The following is a 22,504-nucleotide window of genomic DNA, read 5'->3' on the forward strand; positions in this document are numbered from 1 at the left end:
TGCTCCTTAGTTGTTTTTCGCCAATTCGTTTATTTGTTCCACAATCGTTTTTCTTTTTTCAACATAATCCGCATGCTTGGCCCGTTCTTTTTCTACTACGTCGGCAGGGGCATTCGCTACAAAACCTTCGTTGGCTAGTTTTTGATCCAAACGCTCGACTTCTTTATCCATTTTTTCTTTCTCTGCTTGCAATCGTGCCAATTCGGCCTCGATATCGATGAGCCCTGCTTGCGGAATATACAGCTCCACGCCGCTTAATACATGCGAAATCGCCTGTTCCGGCACTTCGAGATCCATGCTGATTTCCAGCGTTTCCGGGTGGCAAAAGTTTTCAATATATGGTTGTCCCCTCAGTAATCTTTCTTTTGCATCCTCGGAGGTTGGTTTTAAATGAAGCGGGATTGCTTTCCGCGGGGCAACGTCCATTTCCGCCCGGGTATTGCGAACCGTGCGAATGACTGTTTGATACAGTTCCATATCGTTGAGCGCTTCTTCATCGACCCACCGTTCATTTGCTTTCGGCCATGGCGCCCGTGTAATCGTCTCCCCGTCGCGCGGGAGATGCTGCCAGATTTCTTCGGTTAAAAAAGGCATGAACGGATGCAAGAGCCGTAACGTTTCATCAAGCACGTGGGCGAGCACGGAGCGGGTCGTTTGTTTTTCTTTTTCATTTTCCCCGTAAAGCGGAAGTTTGGCCATTTCAATGTACCAATCACAAACGTCATCCCAGATGAAGTTGTAGAGCGCCCTTCCGGCCTCGCCGAATTCATAGCGATCCATCATTTGGCTCACGTGGGAGATCGTCCGTTGCAATTTCGTGAGAATCCAACGGTCGGCCGTTGCCGTCACGTCGCTTAAATCGATATCCTTATGTGTCATGCCTTCCATATGCATAAGCGCAAATCGCGAAGCATTCCAGATTTTATTGCCGAAATTCCAGTTCGCCGTCACTTTATCCCATTGGAACGTTAAATCGTTGCCCGGTGATGTCCCTGTCGCCAACGTAAAGCGCAACGCATCTGCCCCATATTGTTCTACGACATTCATCGGGTCGACCCCGTTGCCGAGGGATTTGCTCATTTTCCGCCCTTCTGCGTCACGGACAAGCCCGTGGATCAACACATCTTGAAACGGACGCTCGTCTGTGAACTCCAAACCTTGGAAAATCATGCGGGAGACCCAGAAAAAGATAATGTCATAGCCGGTCACAAGCACATTGGTCGGGTAAAAATAATTCAGATCTTCTGCCTCATCCGGCCAGCCCATTGTGGAAAACGGCCATAATGCTGAGCTGAACCACGTGTCGAGTACATCTTCGTCTTGTTCCCAGTTTTCGATGTCTGTGGGTGCTTCTTTTCCGACATGCATCTCCCCAGTTTCTTTATGGTACCAGGCCGGAATCCGGTGCCCCCACCATAATTGCCTGGAAATGCACCAATCGCGAATATTTTCGAGCCATTGCAAATACGTATGCTCAAAACGGGGCGGGACGAAATGGACTTTTTCATTTTCTTCTTTTTGCAAGTCAATAGCCGCTCGTGCCAACGGTTTCATGTCCACGAACCACTGGGTGGAAAGATACGGTTCGACGACTGCACCCGAACGTTCGGAATGGCCGACAGCATGCATGTGCGTCTCCACATGAAACAGCGTGCCCGTTTCTTGCAAATCACGGACGATCGTTTTGCGGCAGTCAAAACGATCAAGCTCCCGATAATCGCCGGCGTTTTCGTTCATGATGCCCGCTTCGTCCATCACCAATACTCTCGGGAGGTTATGGCGCTCTCCCATTTCAAAGTCGTTCGGGTCATGGGCAGGCGTGATTTTCACCGCTCCCGAACCAAATTCACGATCCACGTAGTCATCGGCGACAATTGGAATCTCTCTTTCCACAATCGGCAAAATAACTGTTTCCCCGATAAGCGCTTGGTAACGTTCATCGTCCGGATGAACCGCGACCGCCGTATCCCCGAGCATCGTTTCCGGACGGGTCGTCGCCACTTCAATGTGGCCTTCGCCATTTTTCAATGGGTACTTCATGTGATACATGGCGCCTTCGACCTCTTTATATTCCACTTCGATGTCGGAAAGCGCTGTTTGGGCAGTCGGGTCCCAATTGATAATATATTTGCCCCGATAAATGAGGCCTTTTTCATAAAGGCGCACGAAAACTTCCCGAACCGCATTGGAAAGGCCGTCATCGAGCGTGAATCGTTCTCTCGTGTAATCGAGGGACAGCCCCAGCGTCGCCCATTGTTCACGAATAAAATTCGCATATTCTTCTTTCCAATCCCAGCTGACGTCGAGAAATTTTTCGCGTCCCAGCTCATGACGGCTTTGCCCTTTTTCTTTCAGCTGAGCCTCCACCTTCGCCTGGGTGGCAATCCCGGCATGGTCCATCCCCGGCAACCAAAGCATATCACGGCCTTCCATGCGCTTTTGGCGGGCAATGATATCCTGCAAGGTCACGTCCCAAGCGTGGCCAAGGTGCAGCCGACCGGTCACATTCGGAGGGGGAATCACAATCGAAAAAGGGTCTCCATTGCGTTCCCCTTGTGTAGTCGCTTCAAAATAACCATTATTGACCCAAAACGGGTACCATTTCGCTTCCGTTCGCTTTGGATCATATTTTTTATCCATGTCAACCATATCTAAACCTCCTAGGAATAAAAAAAGCACTCCCTCCCTCAAAGGACGAAAGCGCTCGCGGTACCACCTTTGTTTATGAACGTTTGCTCATACACTCAGATAGCGATAACGTTGCCAACGGCCGTTCTTACTTTATTCGGAACAGCAGCTATACAGACGACTTCAGCACGAGTGCCCCGGGAACCTTCCAGCCGTGGATTCCTTCTCTGTAGAGGGATCAGTGCCTACTCCTTCTGTTTCATTGCTTTTAGATGCTTCGTAATCGTTATTTCCTTTATTCTACGTAACAGAGACAAATTCGTCAACGAAGGAAATAATAGGTATCAGCCGCTATTCCACATACATAGAATGTATTAATTACCTTTGGTGTTTCTATCGTACAAGGAAAGGGGAGGAGACCTGTCATGGCACGCAACTATTACAAACCACCACCTGGACATGGAAAAAAACACCCACCCCCGTTTTTAAAATGGCGATATGCCGCCGCACAAATTTTAATGATCATTATTTGCTTTCAGACGATTCGTACGATTTTTTTGCCTACGACGTTTGATGTGCTTCTTATCGTCATCCTTGTTTCTCTCTATTGGTATTTCCGAAAAAAACCCTATTGATACGTTCCCATGCAAAGAGCGATGGCATGTTTGACAATGCTCGCTCAATATACAGAGGCCAGGGGGACATGCTATTCGCTTGGAGCGTTACGATCGAGGATTTTTTTCTTGGGCATCCTCAACCCCTTACATAGAAATCGACCATGCCGGACTAGGAACCATGCATGGCCGCTTCCTGTTTTTCCTTCCATTGCATCATTTGTTGTAAATAACGCAAACTGCTTAATTTGGACTCCAACATCGCCGTCCATTGATGTTCCGCATAGCGCAAAGGGTCTGTCGCGTACGTTTGTGCAAATGCCAAAATCGGTGCAGGGGTGAGCATGAGCGCTTTTAAAAGACCGGTATCCGCTTCCCCCCAGCTAGGGCCGTGAGCTTCATATGTCCCGAAAAGCTGTTTGCTTCCCAAGGGATCGAAAGGATAATGTTGCGCCAAATCTTGATAAAAATAGGCAAGATCATACGCGGGATGACCGGGACCGCTTGTTTCCCAATTGGTAAACCATGCATTTCCATCCGCGGCAATAAGCCCGTGTTCCAACGAAGGCCGTCCATGACAAAAAGCAAAGCGATACCCTTCACTGTCCTTGACTTGCCGCGTCCATTTTTGAAACCCTTTTTTTATTTCCCCGAACATCGTTTCATAAAACGGGTATCCGTTTAAAAAAGTAAGTTCAAATGGAGAAAGAAACCTGGATTGTTCAAATTGATCGGCCAACCGGTTCATGAGCAACCTTTCTTGTTGCCAACCATGCTGCACGTCGTTTTTGTACGTGGAAAGCTCCTCTTCGGTCATATCCTCTTTATCTTCGGAAATTTTATGATTAAGGGCGAGAATCGTTAGCAACCTAAGTTCTTTTGACGGCGGGGACATTAGCGGTTGTTCCTCCACCCACGGTTCCAGATAAATGGGATGCGGGTCGGCTTCAAACATAGACGTATCACCCCTCATATTCGTAAGAGGGATGATACCTTTCATACCTGCACGTTCCGCATACCGTAAGTGATGCAGAAAATGTTCACGCTCTTGAGGGGTCCGTTCCCACCATTTCAGCGCAAATGGGCCATCTTGCGTTTCGATTTTGATGACACGTTCGCTCACCCAATTCCAGTGCGCATTTTGCAAGTCCATGTTAATTAAAAGTTCTTCGATCGCGTCATTCATTCGCGGATGGCACCGGAATATAAATAATTTCTCCTTGATTTACGTGATTCATATCCATTCTGTTCCATCTTAGCAACTGTTGGACGGTATATCCATAGCGATCGGCGATAATATCCAAAGACTCATTCTCTTGAATGATACACATCCGCATTTTCGTAAAAGACTCCCGATCGTCGCTGCCCAGCATTTCCGTCAGGTAAAGCGCGTTATCCCGCTTGTTGGTTGGTGGTGTTTCCTTTTCGTCCGGGAACGACGCCGCTTGTTCTTCTTCGTCGTCAGCCTGTACGACCTCATATCCCCGTTCTTCCTGCTCCGGTTCAACATTGGAAAGATCGACGTCAACGTTGCCACTTGGCAGCACCGGTTCTTCCGTTTGCTGTACTTTTTCCGGCGCTGGTTCTTCTTGCGCCACGTTCTCGTTTTGTTCTCCTCGGGGAGGTATCGCTTCCTCGGAGGCCGCTTCCTCTTCTTGTGTTTCAAAATTCAGAGCTGGCCCTGAGGCATGTGCTTCCATTTGTTCTTTTTCTTGCTCTTCCACTGTTGTTTCCTCACGTAACGCCCCGGAATCATCTGAGGGCAGATGAACAGGTGCTTCCTTCGAAGGAGGTGCTTTCACTTCGTGTGTAAACGTTGGAAACCCTTCCGGCATTGCGCTGGCATTTCTCTTGGTATTCTCGCCCTCTTTCATTCCCGTAATGGTCACGTCCGCCGTTAATTGAATGCAACTTGGTTCCGGCAAATCATAATCAAAACTGTCAATCTGAACATACAAATCATCCAAGCTTTGAATGCGATGAAGTGGAATGGTTACATCGACGGGAAAAAAATGCTTAATTTCCCGCTCGCCTGCATTTGTCGTGCTCAAACGATCCGCTGTTTGCGGCACTTGGCTCCGACTCTCATCATCATATGTGTTATCTTCGTTGTTTTCATAAGGTTGATATTGGCCGACGAGATGTAAGCCTCCTTGAATGAGCACTTCCTGATCATCTTCTTGCATCGTAATATCCGGCTCTAACTCCAAGCCGAGAATGGATTGAATACGCTCACCTTGATCAAGCCATATCGCTTCTTCAAGGTTAAAAGATAAAGCCGATGGTTGTTCTTGGGTCACGGTATGCTCCCCCTCTTCATTAAAAATACGTCCGTCCCACGTTTTCTCGTACGGTACCAACGTATGTGTCCTAGTGCGCGGTTATGACTGGTTTCTTCAGTGATGGTGGAAGGGAGGGAGGGAGGGAGGGAGGGGGAGTGATGATTTTGTTTAACATGAAAACTTTTTTTGGACTGGACAGACGGACAAATTAACAACAAGGACGAAGGGACAGAAATCATGCTACTGTTTCTCAAAAATATGGCTTCCTACTCTGAGAGGGACGATTTTTACGTTATCGCACCTCAAAAGGGTGGCTTCTTACTCTCTGAAGTGATTATGGCTCCCGAATACGAGTGCAAATCCCTTTTTCGGGCGCCATGAAGCGGTTATGACGACAGAACTCATTCGATGCTGGCGTTTCCGGTCGTCATGAAGCGAGTATGATGCCCGAATACGAGAGAAAATCGCTCTTCCGGTCGCCATGACGTTCAAACGTAACGAACACGCCCCCGGGTGATTTGAATACACATAAAAAGCTATCCCCGTCATTTGAGGATAGCTTCCCTTCTTTATTTTCCGATTCTCGCGAATACCCGCTCTGCGGCGGCGATTGTTTCTTCAATGATGTCGTCATCGTGCTTGGTTGACAAAAACATTCCCTCAAATTGGGAAGGAGCAACGGAAATACCTTCTTGCAACATTTCCTGAAAATATCTCGCGAATAAATCCACATCTGAAGTTTTGGCAGTTTCAAAGTTCTTCACATGTTCGTCGGTAAAGAAGAGGCCTAGCATCGAACCTGCCCGATTAATATGATGAGGCATCCCATTCTTTTCTGCTGCCGAGCGGAGCCCTTCTTCCAGGCGTGCCCCCCGCCGTTCGAACTGCTCATAATCTTCCGCAGTCACTTGGGCCAATGTTTCATATCCCGCGGTCATCGCCAAAGGATTCCCCGAGAGCGTTCCCGCTTGATAGATCGGCCCTGACGGGGCTATCTGCTCCATAATATCTCCTCTGCCGCCGAACGCACCGACAGGAAGACCGCCGCCAATGACCTTGCCCAATGTTGTCAAATCAGGAGTGACGCCAAATTTTCCTTGAGCGGAATGGTACCCGACGCGAAAGCCGGTCATGACTTCGTCAAAAATCAAAAGGCTCCCGTGGTCTTCAGTCACCTTGCGCACGCCCTCGAGATAGCCTTCTTCGGGAGTGACCACATTCATATTGCCGGCAACCGGCTCAAGGATAACAGCCGCGATGTCATCGCCAAACTGTTCAAATACAAGCGACAGGCTTTCGAGATCGTTATAAGGAACCGTAAGCGTCTCCGAAGCCGTTCCTTTCGGCACCCCGGGGCTATCCGGCAAACCTAAAGTGGCCACTCCGGAACCTGCTTTGATTAACAGCGAATCCCCGTGCCCGTGATAATTCCCTTCCATTTTCACGATTTTGCTTCTGCCTGTAAAACCACGGGCAAGACGCAGGGCGCTCATCGTCGCTTCCGTACCCGAGTTCACAAACCGTACAACTTCGACGGATGGTACGCGATCAATGACGAGCTCGGCAAGGGCCGCTTCCATCTCATGAGACGTGCCAAAGCTTGTCCCCAACGCCGCGGTTTCCTGTAAACGATCCACGACACGAGGATCTGCGTGCCCGAGGATCAACGGTCCCCATGATTGGACATAATCAATATAGGTGTTCTCATCCAGATCTGTAATGTAAGGCCCTTCCCCTTTGTTCATATAAATCCCGTGGTCCATCCCCACCGATTTGTATGCACGGACGGCACTGTTCACCCCTCCCGGCATGAGAGGTTTGGCTCTTTGAAACGCTTGTTTTGATCGTTCAAATGTACGCATGTTAACTACCTCCTTGGTCGGATTCACTGATCCAACGGGCCATATCCTTGGCAAAATAAGTGACAATCAAGTCCGCCCCTGCCCGTTTCATGCTCGTTAATTTTTCCATCACCGTTTCTTTTTCATCGAGCCAGCCTTGAGCGGCAGCTGCTTTAATCATGGAATATTCCCCGGAGACATTGTAGGCGACCACCGGGCGGTTAATCGCGCTTTTCACATCACTGACGATATCTAGGTAGGAAAGCGCCGGTTTCACAATCAAAAAGTCCGCACCTTCCCGGTCATCGGACATCGCCTCACGAAGGGCTTCGTTGCGATTGGCGGGGTCCATTTGATACGTTCGCCGGTCCCCAAACGACGGGGAGCTGTGGGCAGCATCTCTAAACGGACCGTAATACGCGGACGCATATTTCACGGCATAAGACATGATCGGAATATGCTTGAAGTCCGCTTCATCCAATCCGGAACGAATCGCGGCTACGAACCCATCCATCATATTCGACGGAGCGATCACATCCGCGCCTGCTTCCGCTTGGGAAATAGCTGTTTTAACAAGCAAATCCAATGATCGGTCATTTACAATATGGCCCTCTTCAATCACTCCGCAATGACCATGGTCGGTAAATTGGCACAGGCACGTATCTGCAATAATCATTAATTCCGGATGCTTCCCTTTCAATTCCCGAATCGCGCGCTGGACAATGCCGTTTTCATTGTACGCGTTGCTTCCGAGCTCATCCTTTGTGCCCGGCACACCGAACAAAAGAATGGCCTTAATCCCGTGCTCCACAACATCATCGATTTCTTTTTTTAGCAAATCTAACGAATATTGATACACACCGGGCATCGACGGAACTTCATGCTTGACATCCGTCCCCTCAACGGCAAAAACAGGAGAAATCAAATCATCTTGTTTTACCGTCGTTTCCCGGACAAGATCACGGATAGCACCCGTCGTCCGCATTCGCCGATTTCGGTCAAACTGAAGCTCACTCATCGGGTATTCACCTCATTCATATAGTTTGAAACGCGTGCAGCTAAGCTTGCAAATGTGTGGGGGAAAGCCGCGTCCACTTGTGAAAACCCCGCTTCTGTAGCGGCAGTCGCGGTGATCGTGCCAATACAGATGGCGGGCCACATCGGAAGATCGGGTTGCATCTGCTTAAACGCGTGGACAGCGCTCGGACTCGTAAATGTAATCACGCCGTGATCATGCCCTTTGAAAAATACAGCCAAATCATGCGCGTTTTCTGTCCGTGCTTTTGTCTCATAAATGGCAGGGTCCACAACATTCGCCCCTCGTTCATTCAAATAATTGGGGAGTACCTTTCTTGCTTGTTTGCTTTTTGGGATCACAACCGTGTCGCCCGGACGGATCACAGCGGCCAATGCATCGGCCAGCGCTTCTGCCGTATATGTTTTTTCCGGGAAAAGATCAACTGTAAACCCGAGGGAAGCAACAGCTTCCGCTGTTTTAGGGCCAACAGCTGCTACATGGACGTTAGCGTCTATCCATTTTTTCACAAACATCAAGCAATCAAAGTAACAAACCGCATTCGCGCTCGTGAAAACAAGCCAGTCCACCTCGTAGGGATCGGGGATTGTTTCATGATTCTTTCGCATTTGTTGTTTTACAAGGGGGATATGTTGCATAGGCAAGGACAATGCTTGCAACTGAGAGACTAAAGGATCTTCATCCGTTTGGTCGGCTTGCCCTCTGGTGACAAGGGCAACAGGGGCACTTGACAACATGCGGATTACTCCTCCAGATCTTTTTTCACTTGATCGAGAATTTCTTTCCCCCCACGATCAAGAAGATTGGCTGCAATGATTTTCCCTAATTGTTCCGGATCACTTCCGGTACGTTCATCCTGAAGCAATGTTTTACCGTCCGGGGAGGCGACAAGCGCACGTAGCGTAACATCCTTTCCTTTCTCCATCACCGCGTGTCCCGCTACCGGCACTTGGCAACTACCTTCCACATTTTTCAAAAAGGCTCGCTCCGCTTGCACCGTGCGGGCAACTTCCTCATCATGGATATGTTGCAGTAGTTCCAATATATTGCGATCGTCCGCTCGGCACTCAATACCAAGCGCACCTTGACCGACGGACGGCAAGCTGTTTTCCGGCGCCAAATATTCGGTGACGATTTCGGCGGACCAACCCATTCGCTCTAAACCGGCTGCAGCCAATACGATGGCATCAAAATCTTCTTCCTTCATTTTTCTCATTCGTGTTTCAATATTACCGCGAATCCATTTTACTTCCACATCCGGTCGTGCGGCGAGGATTTGCGCTTGGCGCCGCAAACTGCTCGTACCGATCACTGCGCCTGCCGGAAGCTCATGAAGTTTTTTCCCGGATTCCGTGATCAGTACATCCCGCGGATCTACTCGTTCTGTCACCGCGCCGAGGGCGAAGCCTTCCGGAATGACCGAAGGAATGTCCTTCATGCTGTGAACGGCAAGATCAATTTCCCCGTCTTCCATCGCCTTTTCGATCTCTTTGACAAACAGCGCTTTCCCGCCTACTTTGGAAAGTGTCACGTCAAGGATGCGATCGCCTTTTGTCACGATCTTTTTCAGTTCAAATTTATAGGGAAGTCCTAATCCTTCCAACTTCTCCTTGACCCATTCGGTCTGCTTAAGCGCCAAGTTGCTTTTCCTTGTTCCAATTACGATTGTTCTCATCTTTTGCCTCCTACACACTCCATATGTGAAAGCTTGACCATTCACTCGTCAATAAATAATTGGCGAGCAAAATTAAAAATCCAAGCATGTTATAAAAAGCCATGCTGTACCCTTGTTTCCCTTTTACCTTTTTTTGATATAAATAACCACCATAAAAAACCAACACCGCTAAAGAACCGAGAACCTTCGGATCAAATAGAGGGATTGAATGCATGCCATCCCCGCTGTACGCCCATATAAAACCAAGAATAACGCCCAATAACAGGAGCGGATACGCGCCCATCGTGGCCACGTATGAAAAGTGATTCAGTTTATTCAGGCTTCCGAACCGTAGCAACCGCTTCCCCCACTTTTTGTTCTTTAGCATCTGGTGTTCGATCAAATATAACACCGAGCAGGCAAAAGCAACGGTAAAACCGGCATACGAAAGAATAATTAACGTTACATGCAAGATCAGCAGTTCAGAAGTGAGGATCTCTTCCCACACCGGGGATAGATTACCGGTGGGCAAAAACAGACTTACGGCCATCAACGAAAAGCCTACCACATTCATAACAAAAACAAGGAAATCAACACGGAAATAAAAATTAACAATTAAAGAAAGGGTAACCATCGCCCAAGCATAAAAGAATAACCCTTCAAAAGGGGTTAAAAGCGGGAGACGTTCAAACTGGAAAGCACGCAATAGTAAAAAGATGGTCTGCAACACCCAGACGATAGAAAGGAACCAGAAGGCCAGTCGGTTGGCCTTCCGGTTATTCTGGAGAAAGTCAATAAAGTATGCAAATACGCTCAGGCTATATAGCGTGATCGTCAACACGTAGATGATGTTTGAGGCGGCCAATCGGCTTCCTACCACCTTTGCCTATAACTGATTCTATACTGTTGCATCCCGTCCATAATAAAAGTTATCCGAAGAATTTCCCTGAAAAAGGAACGATGCTTGCTGATTATGCTCTGTTCCTTCCGGTTCTGATTGTGCTTCTTTCTGGGCTTCTTCGAGAATTTTCAGTGCTTCCGCTTCTTTAGCTTCAGCGACTTCTTCTTCAAGCCCGAAGATTTCCGTGAATAATGCCAAAGCGTCTTCCCTGTTCTCTTCAGCTGCCATTTCTTTGGCGCGAGTGATCGGTTCTTTTAGCAATTGATTAACGATGCTTTTGGTATGTTTGCGTAAAACCTTACGCTCGCGTTCATCAAGGTCGGGAATTTTACGTTCAATACTGTTCATTGTCTCCGACTGAATCGACAAAGCTTTCGTGCGCAGTGCAGAAATGACGGGAACAACACCGAGCTCGTGAAGCCAATCTTTAAAGACCTCTATTTCTTTTTCCACCATCGCTTCAATTTTGGTAGCGGCTGTTTTTCGTTCCTCCATGTTCGCGGCAACGATTCCTTGAAGATCATCGATATCATACAAGTAGACATCTTCCAATTTGCCCAGGTCCGGGTCAATATCACGGGGGACCGCGATATCAACCATAAACAGCGGGCGGCCCTTTCGTTTTTTGATAATGTTCTCGACATTCTCCTGTTGCAACATATATTGATCCGAACCTGTGGATGAGATGAGAACATCTGTATCGAGGAGGACGTTCTCCATTGCTTCCAACGATCGGGCCTGCCCCTTCACATGAGCCGCGAGTTCTTCCGCTCGCTCATAGGTCCGATTCATCACGGTAATCGTTTCGGAACCATTGGCACGTAAATGCTTAGCCGTCAACTCGCTCATTTTTCCGGCGCCAAAAATGAGCACATGTTTACCCGTGAAATCTCCAAACATCTGCTTCCCGAGTTCAACAGCAGCATAGCTCACCGAAGCCGGTGTATCATTAATTTCTGTTTCCCTGTGTGCCCGTTTTGCAAAAGTAATCACCTGGCGAAACAACTGGTTGAAAACGGTCCCTGTTGCTCCAAGCTTTTGCGCGGTTCGAAAGCTTGCTTTGACCTGTCCAAGGATTTGCGTTTCGCCGATCACCATGGACTCCAATCCTGTGCTTACGCGCATAAGGTGAACGATTGCATCATCCTTTTCCCGCACGTTTAATACGTGTGAAAACGATTCTGCAGGCGCATCAAACCATTGGGATAAAAATTTCTTCATAAAGTGGCGACCGGTATGCAGCTGATCGACAACGGCATACACTTCCGTTCGATTACAGGTGGACACGATCGTACACTCTAAAATACTTTTCATCTCTCGCAGTGTTCGAAGCGCCTCTGGCAAATCTTCATCATCAAAAGCAAATTGTTCACGCAAATCAACAGGGGCATTTTTGTAGTCGATGCTGGCAACCATGATGTGCATTAATAATTTCACCCCTACATCTTTATTCGATAAACTTGACCTCCTGTCAAGTATCGATGTCGGCAATCGTTTATTCTTTATCCATCACTTATTATAACATGAACATGCCTGTCTATCGTTTGGAAAATGTGAACAAGCACTGAAAGGATATGTTACGATAATCTCGCTAGCAACCTCATTGAAACACATTTGCTTCCTGATTCGCAAATTTCGCGTTTACACGCTACATAGGATACCCAATCATCTCTTAAGACATGTGTGAATGGGGAAGAACGATCATTCCTTTATACAGGAAAAAATTGAGCAGCAGAGGAGCGTTTTTGTTATGAAGAGCAATCAAGTTTTTCCGGGCATGGTCTTTATCGGAGCCGGCGTTTATTACCTTACACACTTATTTGCCCCTGCCGCCGCCAATCAATGGATAACGTGGGAAACAATGGTGATTTGGCTAGGACTCGCCCTCTCCATCGACGGCTTTCTTTCAAAATCCGGGCCGGCCCTGTTGCCGGGTGTCTTCATGATCGGGATCGGGGTACATTTTCATGCTACGGAACTTTATCCAAACTGGCCGAGCCACATTGGGACTCTTGCTACGTTTTTTGGCATTGCCTGCTTGATTGCTTATTTGCGAACAAAAAAAGACTTTCTATTTATAGGTATTGTATCGATCTGCATCGGAGGGTTATTCCTCTTTTTTGAACCGATAGCGGAACGCATCGCGGAGGCGTCGGAATCTTTTTCATTTATTTGGCCGCTCCTTTTACTGGTCCTCGGCGTTTTTCTACTGTTCAAGGGGAAGAGAAAGAAGAATCGAGGGGCCAGGGCCTTCCAAAAAAGATAGAAGCTTTACAAAAAAGGGGGGGGGGGGCGAAGAGGAGGTTGGGGGCACGGCGACCAATGGACCGATCCTCCTCTTCGTTCGGGCTTCATGCACTCGTGAGACGCACCATGGGCATCACCCGTGCGAAACACTTGATGCTCGGACTAGAACCCCCCGAGCGCGCGAATCAAACTCCAAGCCTCTTCCTTTCCTTCTCCGGTTTCCGAAGAAAACAACACATACTTATCTTCCGGCAAAGGCTCGATTTCATCAATAACCTGTTTGACGTGCGCGGTTCGTTTGGATTTTTTCAGTTTATCCATTTTTGTCAGCACGAGAATGATAGGGATTTGGTAATACTTTAACCAATCGTACATCATCAAATCCTGCTCCGAAGGCTTGTGGCGAGCATCTAAAAGCAGCACGACGCCTTTCAGTTGCGAGCGCGTTTGTATATATTCCTCAATAATGCGGCCCCAGAATGCCCGCTCTTTTTTGGACACTTTAGCGTACCCATAGCCGGGAATGTCAACGAAATGACAGCTATCGTTAATGGTGAAAAAATTCAATGTTCGTGTTTTCCCGGGTTGTTGAGAGGTATACGCCAATTTCTTGCGTTGGGTAATCGTATTGATAAACGATGATTTCCCGACATTGGAACGACCGGCAAAAGCAATTTCCGGAAGCTCCGCTTCCGGATACTGCTCAGGCCCAACCGCACTGATGATGAGTTCGGCTTTATTCACTTTCATCATGTCGGCCCCCCAACGCATATTGCATGACCTCATCAAGATGGGAGACGAGGGAAATGAAAAGGTCATTCCGAATGCTTTCCGGAATATCCTCCAAATCTTTTTCATTGTCTTTCGGTAGCAGGATCGTCTTCAGCCCTGCGCGATGAGCGCTCATTGCCTTCTCTTTTACACCGCCGATGGGAAGCACTCTTCCCCGCAACGTGATTTCCCCCGTCATGCCGACTTCTTTTTTGACCAGGCGTCCGGTCAAGGCGGAAATGAGCGCGATCGCGATTGTAATTCCTGCAGAGGGACCGTCTTTCGGTGTCGCTCCTTCAGGCACATGGATGTGAATATCGGTATTTTCATGGAATTGTTCATCAATCCCCAATTCCCCGACACTGGTACGAATATAACTGAAGGCAGCGCGTGCGGATTCTTTCATAACATCGCCGAGATGGCCGGTAAGCGTAAGTTCCCCTTTCCCTTTTGCCAATGAGACCTCGATGGACAGGGTATCGCCTCCGGCGGTCGTATACGCGAGCCCGGTCGCTGCACCGACTTGATCATTTTCTTCCATTTGCCCGTAACGCATCCGGGGTTTCCCGAGCATGTCCTCCAACGTGTTCAGCGTAACGACTATTTTTTTCTTTTCCCCGGTAACAATCGTTTTTGCTGCTTTTCGGCAAATGTTTGCCAATTGCCGCTCCAAGTTTCGCACCCCTGCTTCTCTCGTATAGTAACGAATCACTTTCACCAAAGCATCGTCTTTCATTTGTAGATTGGCTTTGGAGAGTCCGTGCCGTTCCAATTGCTTCGGCAATAAATAATTCGTGGCGATGGCTGTTTTTTCGATTTCCGTGTATCCCGCAATCGAAATGGTTTCCATACGGTCGAGCAATGGCGCCGGAATCGCCGAAGCATTATTTGCCGTTGTAATGAACATCACATTGGAAAGATCATACGGTTCTTCAACGTAGTGATCGCCGAACGTGTCGTTCTGTTCCGGGTCCAACACTTCAAGAAGGGCAGACGATGGATCGCCGCGAAAACCGCTCGCCATTTTATCCACTTCATCGAGCAAAAAAACAGGGTTCATAACGCCGGCTTTGTTCATGCCCTGGATAATTTTTCCCGGAAGGGCTCCTACGTATGTCCGCCTATGGCCGCGGATCTCCGCGTCATCCCGGACACCGCCCAATGAAATACGAACAAATTCACGGTTAAGGGCACGAGCCACCGATTTGGCCAGGGATGTTTTGCCTACACCCGGAGGGCCGGTCAAGCAGATGATCGGTCCTTGCAGCGATTGGGTGAGCTGTTGCACGGCCAGGTGTTCCAATACGCGTTCTTTTACTTTTTCAAGGCCGTAATGATCTTCATCTAACACGTTTTCCGCATGATCGATATCTAAATGATCCGTCGTTTTCTTATGCCAAGGGAGTGCCACGAGCCAATCAAGGTATGTACGAATCACCGAACTCTCTGCTGAAGCTGCAGGCACACGCTCGTAACGCGTTAATTCTTTATGCGCTTTTTGTTCCACATTTTCCGGCATGTTCGCTTCTTCGATTTGCGTGCGCAGCGTTTCTACTTCTCCGCCTTTTCCCTCTTTATCTCCAAGCTCATGTTGGATAGCTTTCATTTGTTCCCGCAAATAATATTCTTTCTGTGTTCGTTCCATGGACTTTTTCACACGTTGACCGATTTTTTGTTCTAAATCCAGCACTTCTTTTTCGTTTGTCAAAATATCAAGCAATGTTTGCAATCGATTTTCGATATCGATGGCTTCGAGAATTTCTTGCTTGCGTTCGATTTTTAACGGCAAGTGTGTGGCTATTGTATCAGCAAAATACCCGGGATTATCAATCTCATCCACAGCTTGTATCGTTTCGTCGGAAATTTTACTCGAGGCTTTCGCGTATTGTTCAAAATGGTCCTTGACCATGCGCTTTAAGGCCGTTGTTTTTGGCTGATTGTCTTTTTCGGAGGACAAAGGTTGTATGTTTACTTCGTAATATTCCTCACTGCTTGTGACCTCCTTAATCGTCGCCCGTTGCATCCCTTCAACAAGGATACGGGTCGTGCCGTTTGGCATTTTTAACATTTGTTTCACATAGGCAAGCGTGCCCGTTTGATATAAGTCTTTTTTCACCGGTTCTTCAACTGCCAAATCAATTTGGCTTGCCAGCAGAATCCGCTGGTCATCCTCCATTACTTGCTCAATGGCACGTACCGATTTATCGCGCCCCACGTCCAAATGTAATACCATCCCCGGAAAAACAAGCGCTCCTCTAAGAGGCAATAGCGGGATTTTTTGACTGGTTTCCGTCGTCGGCATCGTCAACCCCCGTTCTGTTCATAATCATACATATGGGAAAGGGGAGGCAGAGCCTCCCGTTCTTATAAAATCTTTACTCGTAGGTTTCATTTTAGCTTAAGAGCATGAACGTGTCTATTCAACTGCATGGATTTTACATATGAATCGAGGGGGAAGAGGTTTCTGTTACGGAAAGGCCGTGCCGTTGCACACCCGTTTCCTCCAAGAGAACATGAGCAAACAATTCATCTAACGTGTTCAAAGGGTTAACCGTGATCCCTTGCACTTGATGCAACACGGTCTCATCGTTATCTTTGGGTATGAACGCCTTCGTTACGCCGGCTTCCTCGGCAGCTGCCACTTTCGAGGGAACCCCGCCAACCGGCTTTAATTTCCCCCAAATACTTAATTCCCCGGTGATGGCCACATCGTTTTTTACTTTGCGCTGATTGACCGCGGAATAGATCGCCGTGGCAATCGCCGACCCGGCAGAAGGCCCGTCTATCGGCGTCCCACCGGGAAAATTCACATGGATATCGTAGCTGTCGACCGGCACTTTCAGATGGCGCAGTACGGTCATGACGTTGTCTACAGAGCTTCTTGCCATACTTTTCCGGCGTATCGAACGCATTTGATTGCCCGCGTTCTCTTCTTCCGCGATCCCCGTAACCGTGAGCATGCCCTCTCTTCGCGTTTCTTGCGCGGTTGCTTCAATTTCCAACAACATTCCTAAATCCGGTCCATATACCGCGAGGCCGTTCACACGCCCCACCATGGGCTCCGGGTGTATTTTTTTCTCAGGTCTGCGGCTTAAACGACTGGCATGCACGACCCACTCAATATCGGAAACGTCTATGGATGCCCGTTCAGCTGTGGTTGCCAATCCGGCAGCGATCTGAACCGTGTTAACCGCTTCCCGACCATTTGTTACATAAGAGGAAACGGTCTCCAACCCATCTTCCTGTATTCCCATCTTCAATCGTTCCGCGGCACTTTTGGCCACGACGGACAATTCCTTTTGCTTAAGCGGTCGAAAAAAAACTTCAAGGCAACGCGAACGCACAGCAGGAGGGATCTCATCCGGGGTACGTGTCGTTGCTCCGATCAGCCGAAAATCTGCAGGGAGCCCATTTTGAAAAATATCATGGACATGCGTAGGTATGGAGGCATTTTCTTCATTATAGTACGCGCTTTCAAGGAAAACTTTACGGTCTTCCAACACTTTTAATAGCTTATTTAATTGAATCGGATGCAGTTCACCGATTTCATCGATAAAAAGCATGCCGCCGTGCGCTTTTGTGATCGCTCCCGGCTTCGGTTGGGGGATGCCTGCTTGTCCCATCGATCCGGCTCCCTGATAGATTGGGTCGTGAACGGAGCCGATTAACGGATCGGCAATTCCCCGCTCGTCAAAACGAGCTGTCGTCCCGTCGAGTTCAACGAAAGGAGCATCGATATGAAATGGGGAGCCCCCGTTCATTTTTGCTTTTTCCATAATCAAACGAGCAGCTGCTGTCTTCCCTACTCCGGGCGGCCCATAGATCAGCACATGTTGCGGGTTGGGACCGCAAAGCGCAGCTTCCAATGAGCGCACGCCTTCGTCTTGACCGATAATGTCCGAAAAACTCACCGGGCGTACTTTTTCCGCCAATGGTTCATTTAAGGAAATCGAACGCAATTTTTGCAGCTCGTGCAATTCTTTTTTTGATTCCCGGTCCACCGATACCCGTTGGGTGCGTTGATTCTTAAGTAGGTTCCAGAAATATAGTCCAATCACTATTCCGAAGAAAACTTGAATAAACATGATCAACGATGTCCACTCCATGCGGCTTCCTCCTCGTTTAACGGCCGCTTTCCTCTGCCGTTATTTATCGCTAACTGCTCGTTAGTATGACTCTCCAAACGATACAGTATGCTATTTACGATAAGAGAAGAAAGTGGAAAATTTGTTACTTGGACGCTTTGCGAGTAAGCGATCGGACAACAGGGGAGCGCTATTTTATACGCTGATGCTTACACTCTTATTTTTAAAAGATGACGAGCTACCTTCATAAAAAAAAGCATGAGCCGCGCTCATGCCGTAAAGCGAACATCGCTTTTATTTTATTACGCACTTTCTCTCGGCTCATTAAGTTTGATCAATTCGCCGTCTTTCGTGGTCAGTTCCGGTGAAGCGTCCTCCGCTACACATTCTTTCGTAATTGTACATTTGGTAATTTCTTCTTTGGACGGAAGGTCGTACATTACGTCTCGCATGATGTCTTCGATAATGGAACGAAGACCGCGAGCGCCTGTTTTACGTTCAATGGCTTTATTCGCAATTGCTCGCAATGCATCATCCGTAAACTCAAGCTCGACTTCGTCGATTTCCAATAGTTTCTGGAACTGTTTGACGAGTGCGTTTTTCGGTTTGGTTAATATCTCCACTAACGCGTCCTCATCCAACGGCTTCAAGCTGGAAATTACCGGGAGCCTGCCGATGAATTCGGGAATCAAGCCATAGCGCAGCAAATCTTCTGGGAGAATTTTATCAAGGTATTCTTCATCAGCGATATCTCCGCTTTCGGATTCAGATCCGAAGCCAATAACCTTTTTGCCAAGTCTGCGCTTCACGACTTGTTCAATGCCGTCAAAGGCTCCTCCAACAATGAAGAGGACGTTGCTTGTATCGATTTGAATAAACTCTTGATGAGGGTGTTTACGCCCTCCTTGTGGTGGAACGCTTGCGGTCGTCCCCTCAAGAATTTTCAAGAGCGCCTGTTGAACCCCTTCGCCGGATACGTCTCGGGTGATTGATGTATTCTCCGATTTACGCGCGACCTTGTCGATTTCATCAATGTAGATAATGCCTTTTTCCGCCTTCTCCACATCATAATCAGCGGACTGAATCAATTTCAAAAGAATATTTTCCACATCTTCGCCGACGTAACCGGCTTCCGTTAAAGAAGTGGCATCCGCGATGGCGAAAGGAACGTTCAGAATGCGGGCGAGCGTTTGTGCCATTAAGGTTTTCCCGCTTCCTGTCGGCCCGATGAGACAAATGTTACTTTTGGCGATTTCAACATTTTCTCCACCGTCGTTGTTGGAGGCAACCGCGGCATTCACCCGCTTATAATGATTATAGACCGCGACCGAAAGCGATTTCTTTGCGCTATCCTGCCCAATCACATAGTCTTTAAGGATTTCGTTCATTTCCTGCGGCTTAGGGACGGTTTCAAGCTCGACTTCTTCATCCGTGCCCAATTCCTCTTCCACAATTTCGGTGCAAAGCTCAATACATTCATCGCATATATATACACCTGGTCCGGCCACTAGCTTACGGACTTGATCTTGTGTTTTTCCGCAAAAAGAGCATTTAAGTTGCCCCTTTTCCTCATTAAACTTGACCATGTTATTCACCCCTCACTGTATACTGTACCTTACACCCTACCCTTACTCTCAGTCAAACAAAATACGTCGGCTAAACCTAGGCTACCCATTCTACATCAGCTTTACGTTGCAAGCAGCAAATTCATGCGTTTATTTTTAGAAAAACTAGGCTTAGCTTCAAGATTAGCGAATGGGTTGAGTGTAAAAATCCGTGCAATGCATTGGTTAAAAAAAGGAAGACACGACGTTTTCTCGTGTCTTTTTCCTTTTTGCCCTGACATTTGCTCATAAAAATGGCTGTATGTCAGTTTTCAAGCGAAGGTTTTGTCCCTAATTATTTTCCTCTTCTGTTTCCTCGACTTCTGTTTCTTCAGGCTTAGCTTCCACCGTTACCCCTTGATCAACGAGGAATTTCAAGGCGGATTGCATGCGAAGTTCATCCTTCAAAGTGTCAAGAGCACCCTGAAGACTGAGCAACTGACGGATTTCTTCTTTGTCTCTTTCATAAGCTTCCGCCATTTGATCCAACTGTTCTTCAACTTGCTCATCACTGGCTTCGATTTCTTCAGCATCCGCGATTGCTTCGAGCACAAGATTCATTTTCACCCGTTTTTCGGCTTCGGGGCGAAACTGTTCTTTCATACCTTCTTCATCGGTACCAGCCATTTGATAATACATGTCCATAGTTATCCCCTGGGCTTCGAAGCGTTGGCTCATCTCTTGATGCATACGGTCGGTTTCTGTCGTAATCATCGCGCCCGGGATATCAACAGTTGCATTTTCCGTCACTTGGTCTACGACGCTATCCTGTTCGTGATGCTCTTTCTCGTGTTCCTTATTGTGTTCCAGTTCTTCACGTTTTTTCTTTTTCAATTCGTCGAGCGTTTCGATGTTTTCATCAACGTCCACGGCAAATTCATCATCCAGTGCCGGGAACTCTTTCCGTTTCACTTCATGCAACGTTACGTTGAAGGTTGCCGCTTGGCCGGCGAGATTTTCCGCATGATAGTCTTCCGGAAATGTAACCTCCACGGTTGTTTCCGTCCCCGGTTCCAATCCTACCATTTGTTCTTCAAAACCCGGGATAAACTGTCCGGAACCAAGCTCAAGCGAGTGGTTTTCTGCTTCCCCGCCCTCAAACGCTTCTCCGTCTACGAAACCTTTGAAATCAAACACAACCGTGTCGCCATCTTGGGCAGCATCGTCGGTAACGGTGAGGTCTGCATGTTGTTCACGCAACTTTTCCAATTCCTCTTCGAGTTCCTCTTCACTGACAGATGTGTCAAATTCTTCAATTTCGAGTCCTTTATACTCTCCGAGTTCCACTTCAGGTTTCACTTCTACCGTAGCCTTGAAAACAACCGGTTTTCCCTTTTCGATTTCTCCATCTATATCGATTTCCGGCTGGTCAACCGGTTCAATCCCGGTCTCCTCAACGGCATTAGAATATGCAGACGGGAGGACAATGTCCACCGCATCCTGATAGAGAGATTCAACGCCAAACCGTTGTTCAAAGATTTTTCTCGGTACCTTCCCTTTTCGAAAGCCCGGGATGCTCACGTCTTTTTTTACTTTTTCAAATGCTTGATCCAGCGCAGATTTAAATTCATCTGCTCCTACTTCTACGGTGAGGACGCCTTGATTTCCTTCGCCCTTTTCCCATTTAGCAGTCATTTATTTGTTCCCTCCATGTTTCAACGATTACGTCCTAATTTACAACCCCTACATTATAACATAATGCCTCATCATTTCAATCAATGGGGGACGAGTTAAATGAGGAGGAGTCGGACGCCACTTGATTTAATAACTTCCCCACTTCGGAATGCTTTGCATCGTACAGGATGCTCACCTCTTCTTGTTCTTCGTGAACTCCCATATATCGCAAGCTTTCCACGTGAATCGCGGCAGCCCATACGTTTGCAGTGGCCTCCGGAAGCGCGAAAGGATACTGTTCCATTAACATCCATTCCAAAATAGATTGGGCCGTTTCATATAACATCGGGTTGTTTTGTGCCAATCCGTCTTCCAGTTGCTCAAAAATGCTTGTTTTCAGCTCGGTCGCATATTCTGAAAAACTATGCAATTCAACGGGGGTGACGGTTTTTTCATGTTCGTATTTGCGTACCTTACAGGCGGCACCCACTTCCCAATCTTTCATCACCAATAAGAGTAACGTCTTGATCATCGACGATGTGTTTTCGTGACGAAGCGCTGTTTCAAATGCCGCTTTCACCTGGCTCCAGTTGCGCTTTTTCAATTGTTGAAACGTTCGCCACTGCACTTCTGTCGACGGGTCAAAAAGGCCCGCGAACGTCTCGTCACCGAGAACGGCGGAAGCATCATTCTTTTCTTCTTCTATTCGAGGCAAAAAGGCTTCCTTTTTCATCGTTCTCGCCGTCGCCAAAAATTGAAAAAAGTGCTCGGCATATTTTGCCGGCAAACGGCCGTAGTGCCGTTCCGTTTCAATCGTATCAACCACCGCGTCCCATTCCCCTAACTGTACAAGCGCGGATACATAGAAAAATAACACGTCCTCGTATTCCCCGATGCCTTCCTGCAACATTTTTTCCGCTGTTGTTTTACTATCTTCAAGGTAACCTAACTCAAGTAAAGAAACAAGGCGCCCGTAGCGCGCTTGTTCATCTTTCTCATCATGCATGAGCGTTTCGTTAAAGTATTTCAGCCCCTGGTTAAAATCTCCTGCTTTCAGTGCGTTCAACCCCTCATTCAGCAAGAGACGAACGCTCCCGGGGAAATGAACCACATTATTTTTGTCACTCACTGGTTTTCACCTAATTTCGGGGCGAAGATGCTAATGCCCTATCATATGCTTTCCCTATCGTACTTTGACGTTCGCCATCCATGCGGAGGGTCAAGCCT

17 protein-coding genes and 1 other annotated feature are annotated in these 22,504 nt (G+C 47.8%); of the genes, 2 read left to right on the forward strand and 15 right to left on the reverse strand.

Annotated features, from left to right (window positions below):
• Window positions 1-6: 6 nt before the first annotated feature.
• Window positions 7-2,649 carry a valine--tRNA ligase gene (locus DT065_RS06970; RefSeq protein WP_114371993.1) on the reverse strand — a complete coding sequence of 881 codons (2,643 nt, stop codon included), beginning with the start codon at window positions 2,647-2,649 and terminating at the stop codon, window positions 7-9.
• 38 nt (window positions 2,650-2,687) lie between these two features.
• Window positions 2,688-2,900 (reverse strand) — a binding site (T-box leader).
• 153 nt (window positions 2,901-3,053) lie between these two features.
• Here DT065_RS06970 and DT065_RS06975 point away from each other — a divergent pair.
• Window positions 3,054-3,263: a YszA family small membrane protein gene (locus DT065_RS06975; RefSeq protein WP_114371995.1), complete on the forward strand. Its 210-nt coding sequence runs from the start codon at window positions 3,054-3,056 to the stop codon at window positions 3,261-3,263.
• A 151-nt stretch (window positions 3,264-3,414) separates the two neighbouring features.
• Here DT065_RS06975 and DT065_RS06980 read toward each other — a convergent pair whose 3' ends face one another.
• The 8 genes from DT065_RS06980 to hemA form a co-directional block, all read right to left on the reverse strand.
• Window positions 3,415-4,428: a protein kinase family protein gene (locus tag DT065_RS06980; RefSeq protein ID WP_114371997.1), complete on the reverse strand. Its 1,014-nt coding sequence runs from the start codon at window positions 4,426-4,428 to the stop codon at window positions 3,415-3,417.
• Entirely contained in the window at window positions 4,421-5,542 is a 1,122-nt protein-coding gene (spoVID, locus tag DT065_RS06985) for a stage VI sporulation protein D (protein WP_160112443.1), read from the reverse strand. The genes DT065_RS06980 and spoVID overlap by 8 nt, the downstream gene beginning before the upstream one ends.
• Window positions 5,543-6,093: 551 nt before the next feature.
• Window positions 6,094-7,386 (reverse strand): glutamate-1-semialdehyde 2,1-aminomutase, encoded by a 1,293-nt coding sequence (hemL, locus tag DT065_RS06995; protein ID WP_114372003.1) that lies wholly within the window; start codon window positions 7,384-7,386, stop codon window positions 6,094-6,096.
• A 1-nt stretch (window position 7,387) separates the two neighbouring features.
• The gene (gene hemB, locus DT065_RS07000) at window positions 7,388-8,383 is read right to left on the reverse strand and encodes a porphobilinogen synthase (RefSeq protein ID WP_114372005.1); all 996 of its coding nucleotides are present in this window, start codon (window positions 8,381-8,383) and stop codon (window positions 7,388-7,390) included.
• Complete coding sequence (locus DT065_RS07005) at window positions 8,380-9,138, reverse strand: uroporphyrinogen-III synthase (protein ID WP_114372006.1); 759 nt, start codon at window positions 9,136-9,138, stop codon at window positions 8,380-8,382. Before DT065_RS07005 ends, hemB begins: the two co-directional genes overlap by 4 nt.
• Before the next feature lie 5 nt (window positions 9,139-9,143).
• Window positions 9,144-10,076 (reverse strand): hydroxymethylbilane synthase, encoded by a 933-nt coding sequence (gene hemC, locus DT065_RS07010; RefSeq protein ID WP_114372008.1) that lies wholly within the window; start codon window positions 10,074-10,076, stop codon window positions 9,144-9,146.
• A gap of 10 nt (window positions 10,077-10,086) precedes the next feature.
• A complete protein-coding gene (locus tag DT065_RS07015; RefSeq protein WP_114372010.1) occupies window positions 10,087-10,920 on the reverse strand; it encodes a cytochrome C assembly family protein in 834 nt (277 codons plus the stop codon).
• Between the two features lie 33 nt (window positions 10,921-10,953).
• The gene (gene hemA, locus DT065_RS07020; protein WP_114372012.1) at window positions 10,954-12,381 is read right to left on the reverse strand and encodes a glutamyl-tRNA reductase; all 1,428 of its coding nucleotides are present in this window, start codon (window positions 12,379-12,381) and stop codon (window positions 10,954-10,956) included.
• Window positions 12,382-12,706: 325 nt separating this feature from the next.
• On the opposite strand from hemA, the gene DT065_RS07025 reads away from it, so the two are divergent.
• Window positions 12,707-13,222, forward strand: coding sequence for a LiaF transmembrane domain-containing protein (locus DT065_RS07025; RefSeq protein ID WP_114372014.1), 516 nt, complete (start codon window positions 12,707-12,709; stop codon window positions 13,220-13,222).
• A 143-nt stretch (window positions 13,223-13,365) separates the two neighbouring features.
• Here the strand turns inward: DT065_RS07025 and yihA are convergent, their stop codons facing one another.
• From yihA to DT065_RS07055, 6 genes are all read right to left on the reverse strand, one after another.
• Window positions 13,366-13,953 (reverse strand): ribosome biogenesis GTP-binding protein YihA/YsxC, encoded by a 588-nt coding sequence (gene yihA / locus DT065_RS07030; RefSeq protein ID WP_114372016.1) that lies wholly within the window; start codon window positions 13,951-13,953, stop codon window positions 13,366-13,368.
• Window positions 13,940-16,276: an endopeptidase La gene (gene lon / locus DT065_RS07035; protein WP_114372018.1), complete on the reverse strand. Its 2,337-nt coding sequence runs from the start codon at window positions 16,274-16,276 to the stop codon at window positions 13,940-13,942. The genes yihA and lon overlap by 14 nt, the downstream gene beginning before the upstream one ends.
• A 133-nt stretch (window positions 16,277-16,409) precedes the next feature.
• Window positions 16,410-18,080, reverse strand: a complete 1,671-nt coding sequence (gene lonB, locus DT065_RS07040) for an ATP-dependent protease LonB (protein WP_114372020.1) — start codon at window positions 18,078-18,080, stop codon at window positions 16,410-16,412.
• Window positions 18,081-18,361: 281 nt separating this feature from the next.
• Window positions 18,362-19,645, reverse strand: coding sequence for an ATP-dependent protease ATP-binding subunit ClpX (clpX, locus tag DT065_RS07045; protein ID WP_114372021.1), 1,284 nt, complete (start codon window positions 19,643-19,645; stop codon window positions 18,362-18,364).
• 309 nt (window positions 19,646-19,954) lie between these two features.
• Window positions 19,955-21,298, reverse strand: coding sequence for a trigger factor (gene tig / locus DT065_RS07050; RefSeq protein WP_114372023.1), 1,344 nt, complete (start codon window positions 21,296-21,298; stop codon window positions 19,955-19,957).
• A 76-nt stretch (window positions 21,299-21,374) separates the two neighbouring features.
• Window positions 21,375-22,406 carry a hypothetical protein gene (locus DT065_RS07055; RefSeq protein ID WP_114372025.1) on the reverse strand — a complete coding sequence of 344 codons (1,032 nt, stop codon included), beginning with the start codon at window positions 22,404-22,406 and terminating at the stop codon, window positions 21,375-21,377.
• Between the last annotated feature and the right edge of the window lie 98 nt (window positions 22,407-22,504).

This window comes from Salicibibacter kimchii (assembly GCF_003336365.1).
GTDB classification, from domain to species: Bacteria; Bacillota; Bacilli; order Bacillales; family Marinococcaceae; genus Salicibibacter; species Salicibibacter kimchii.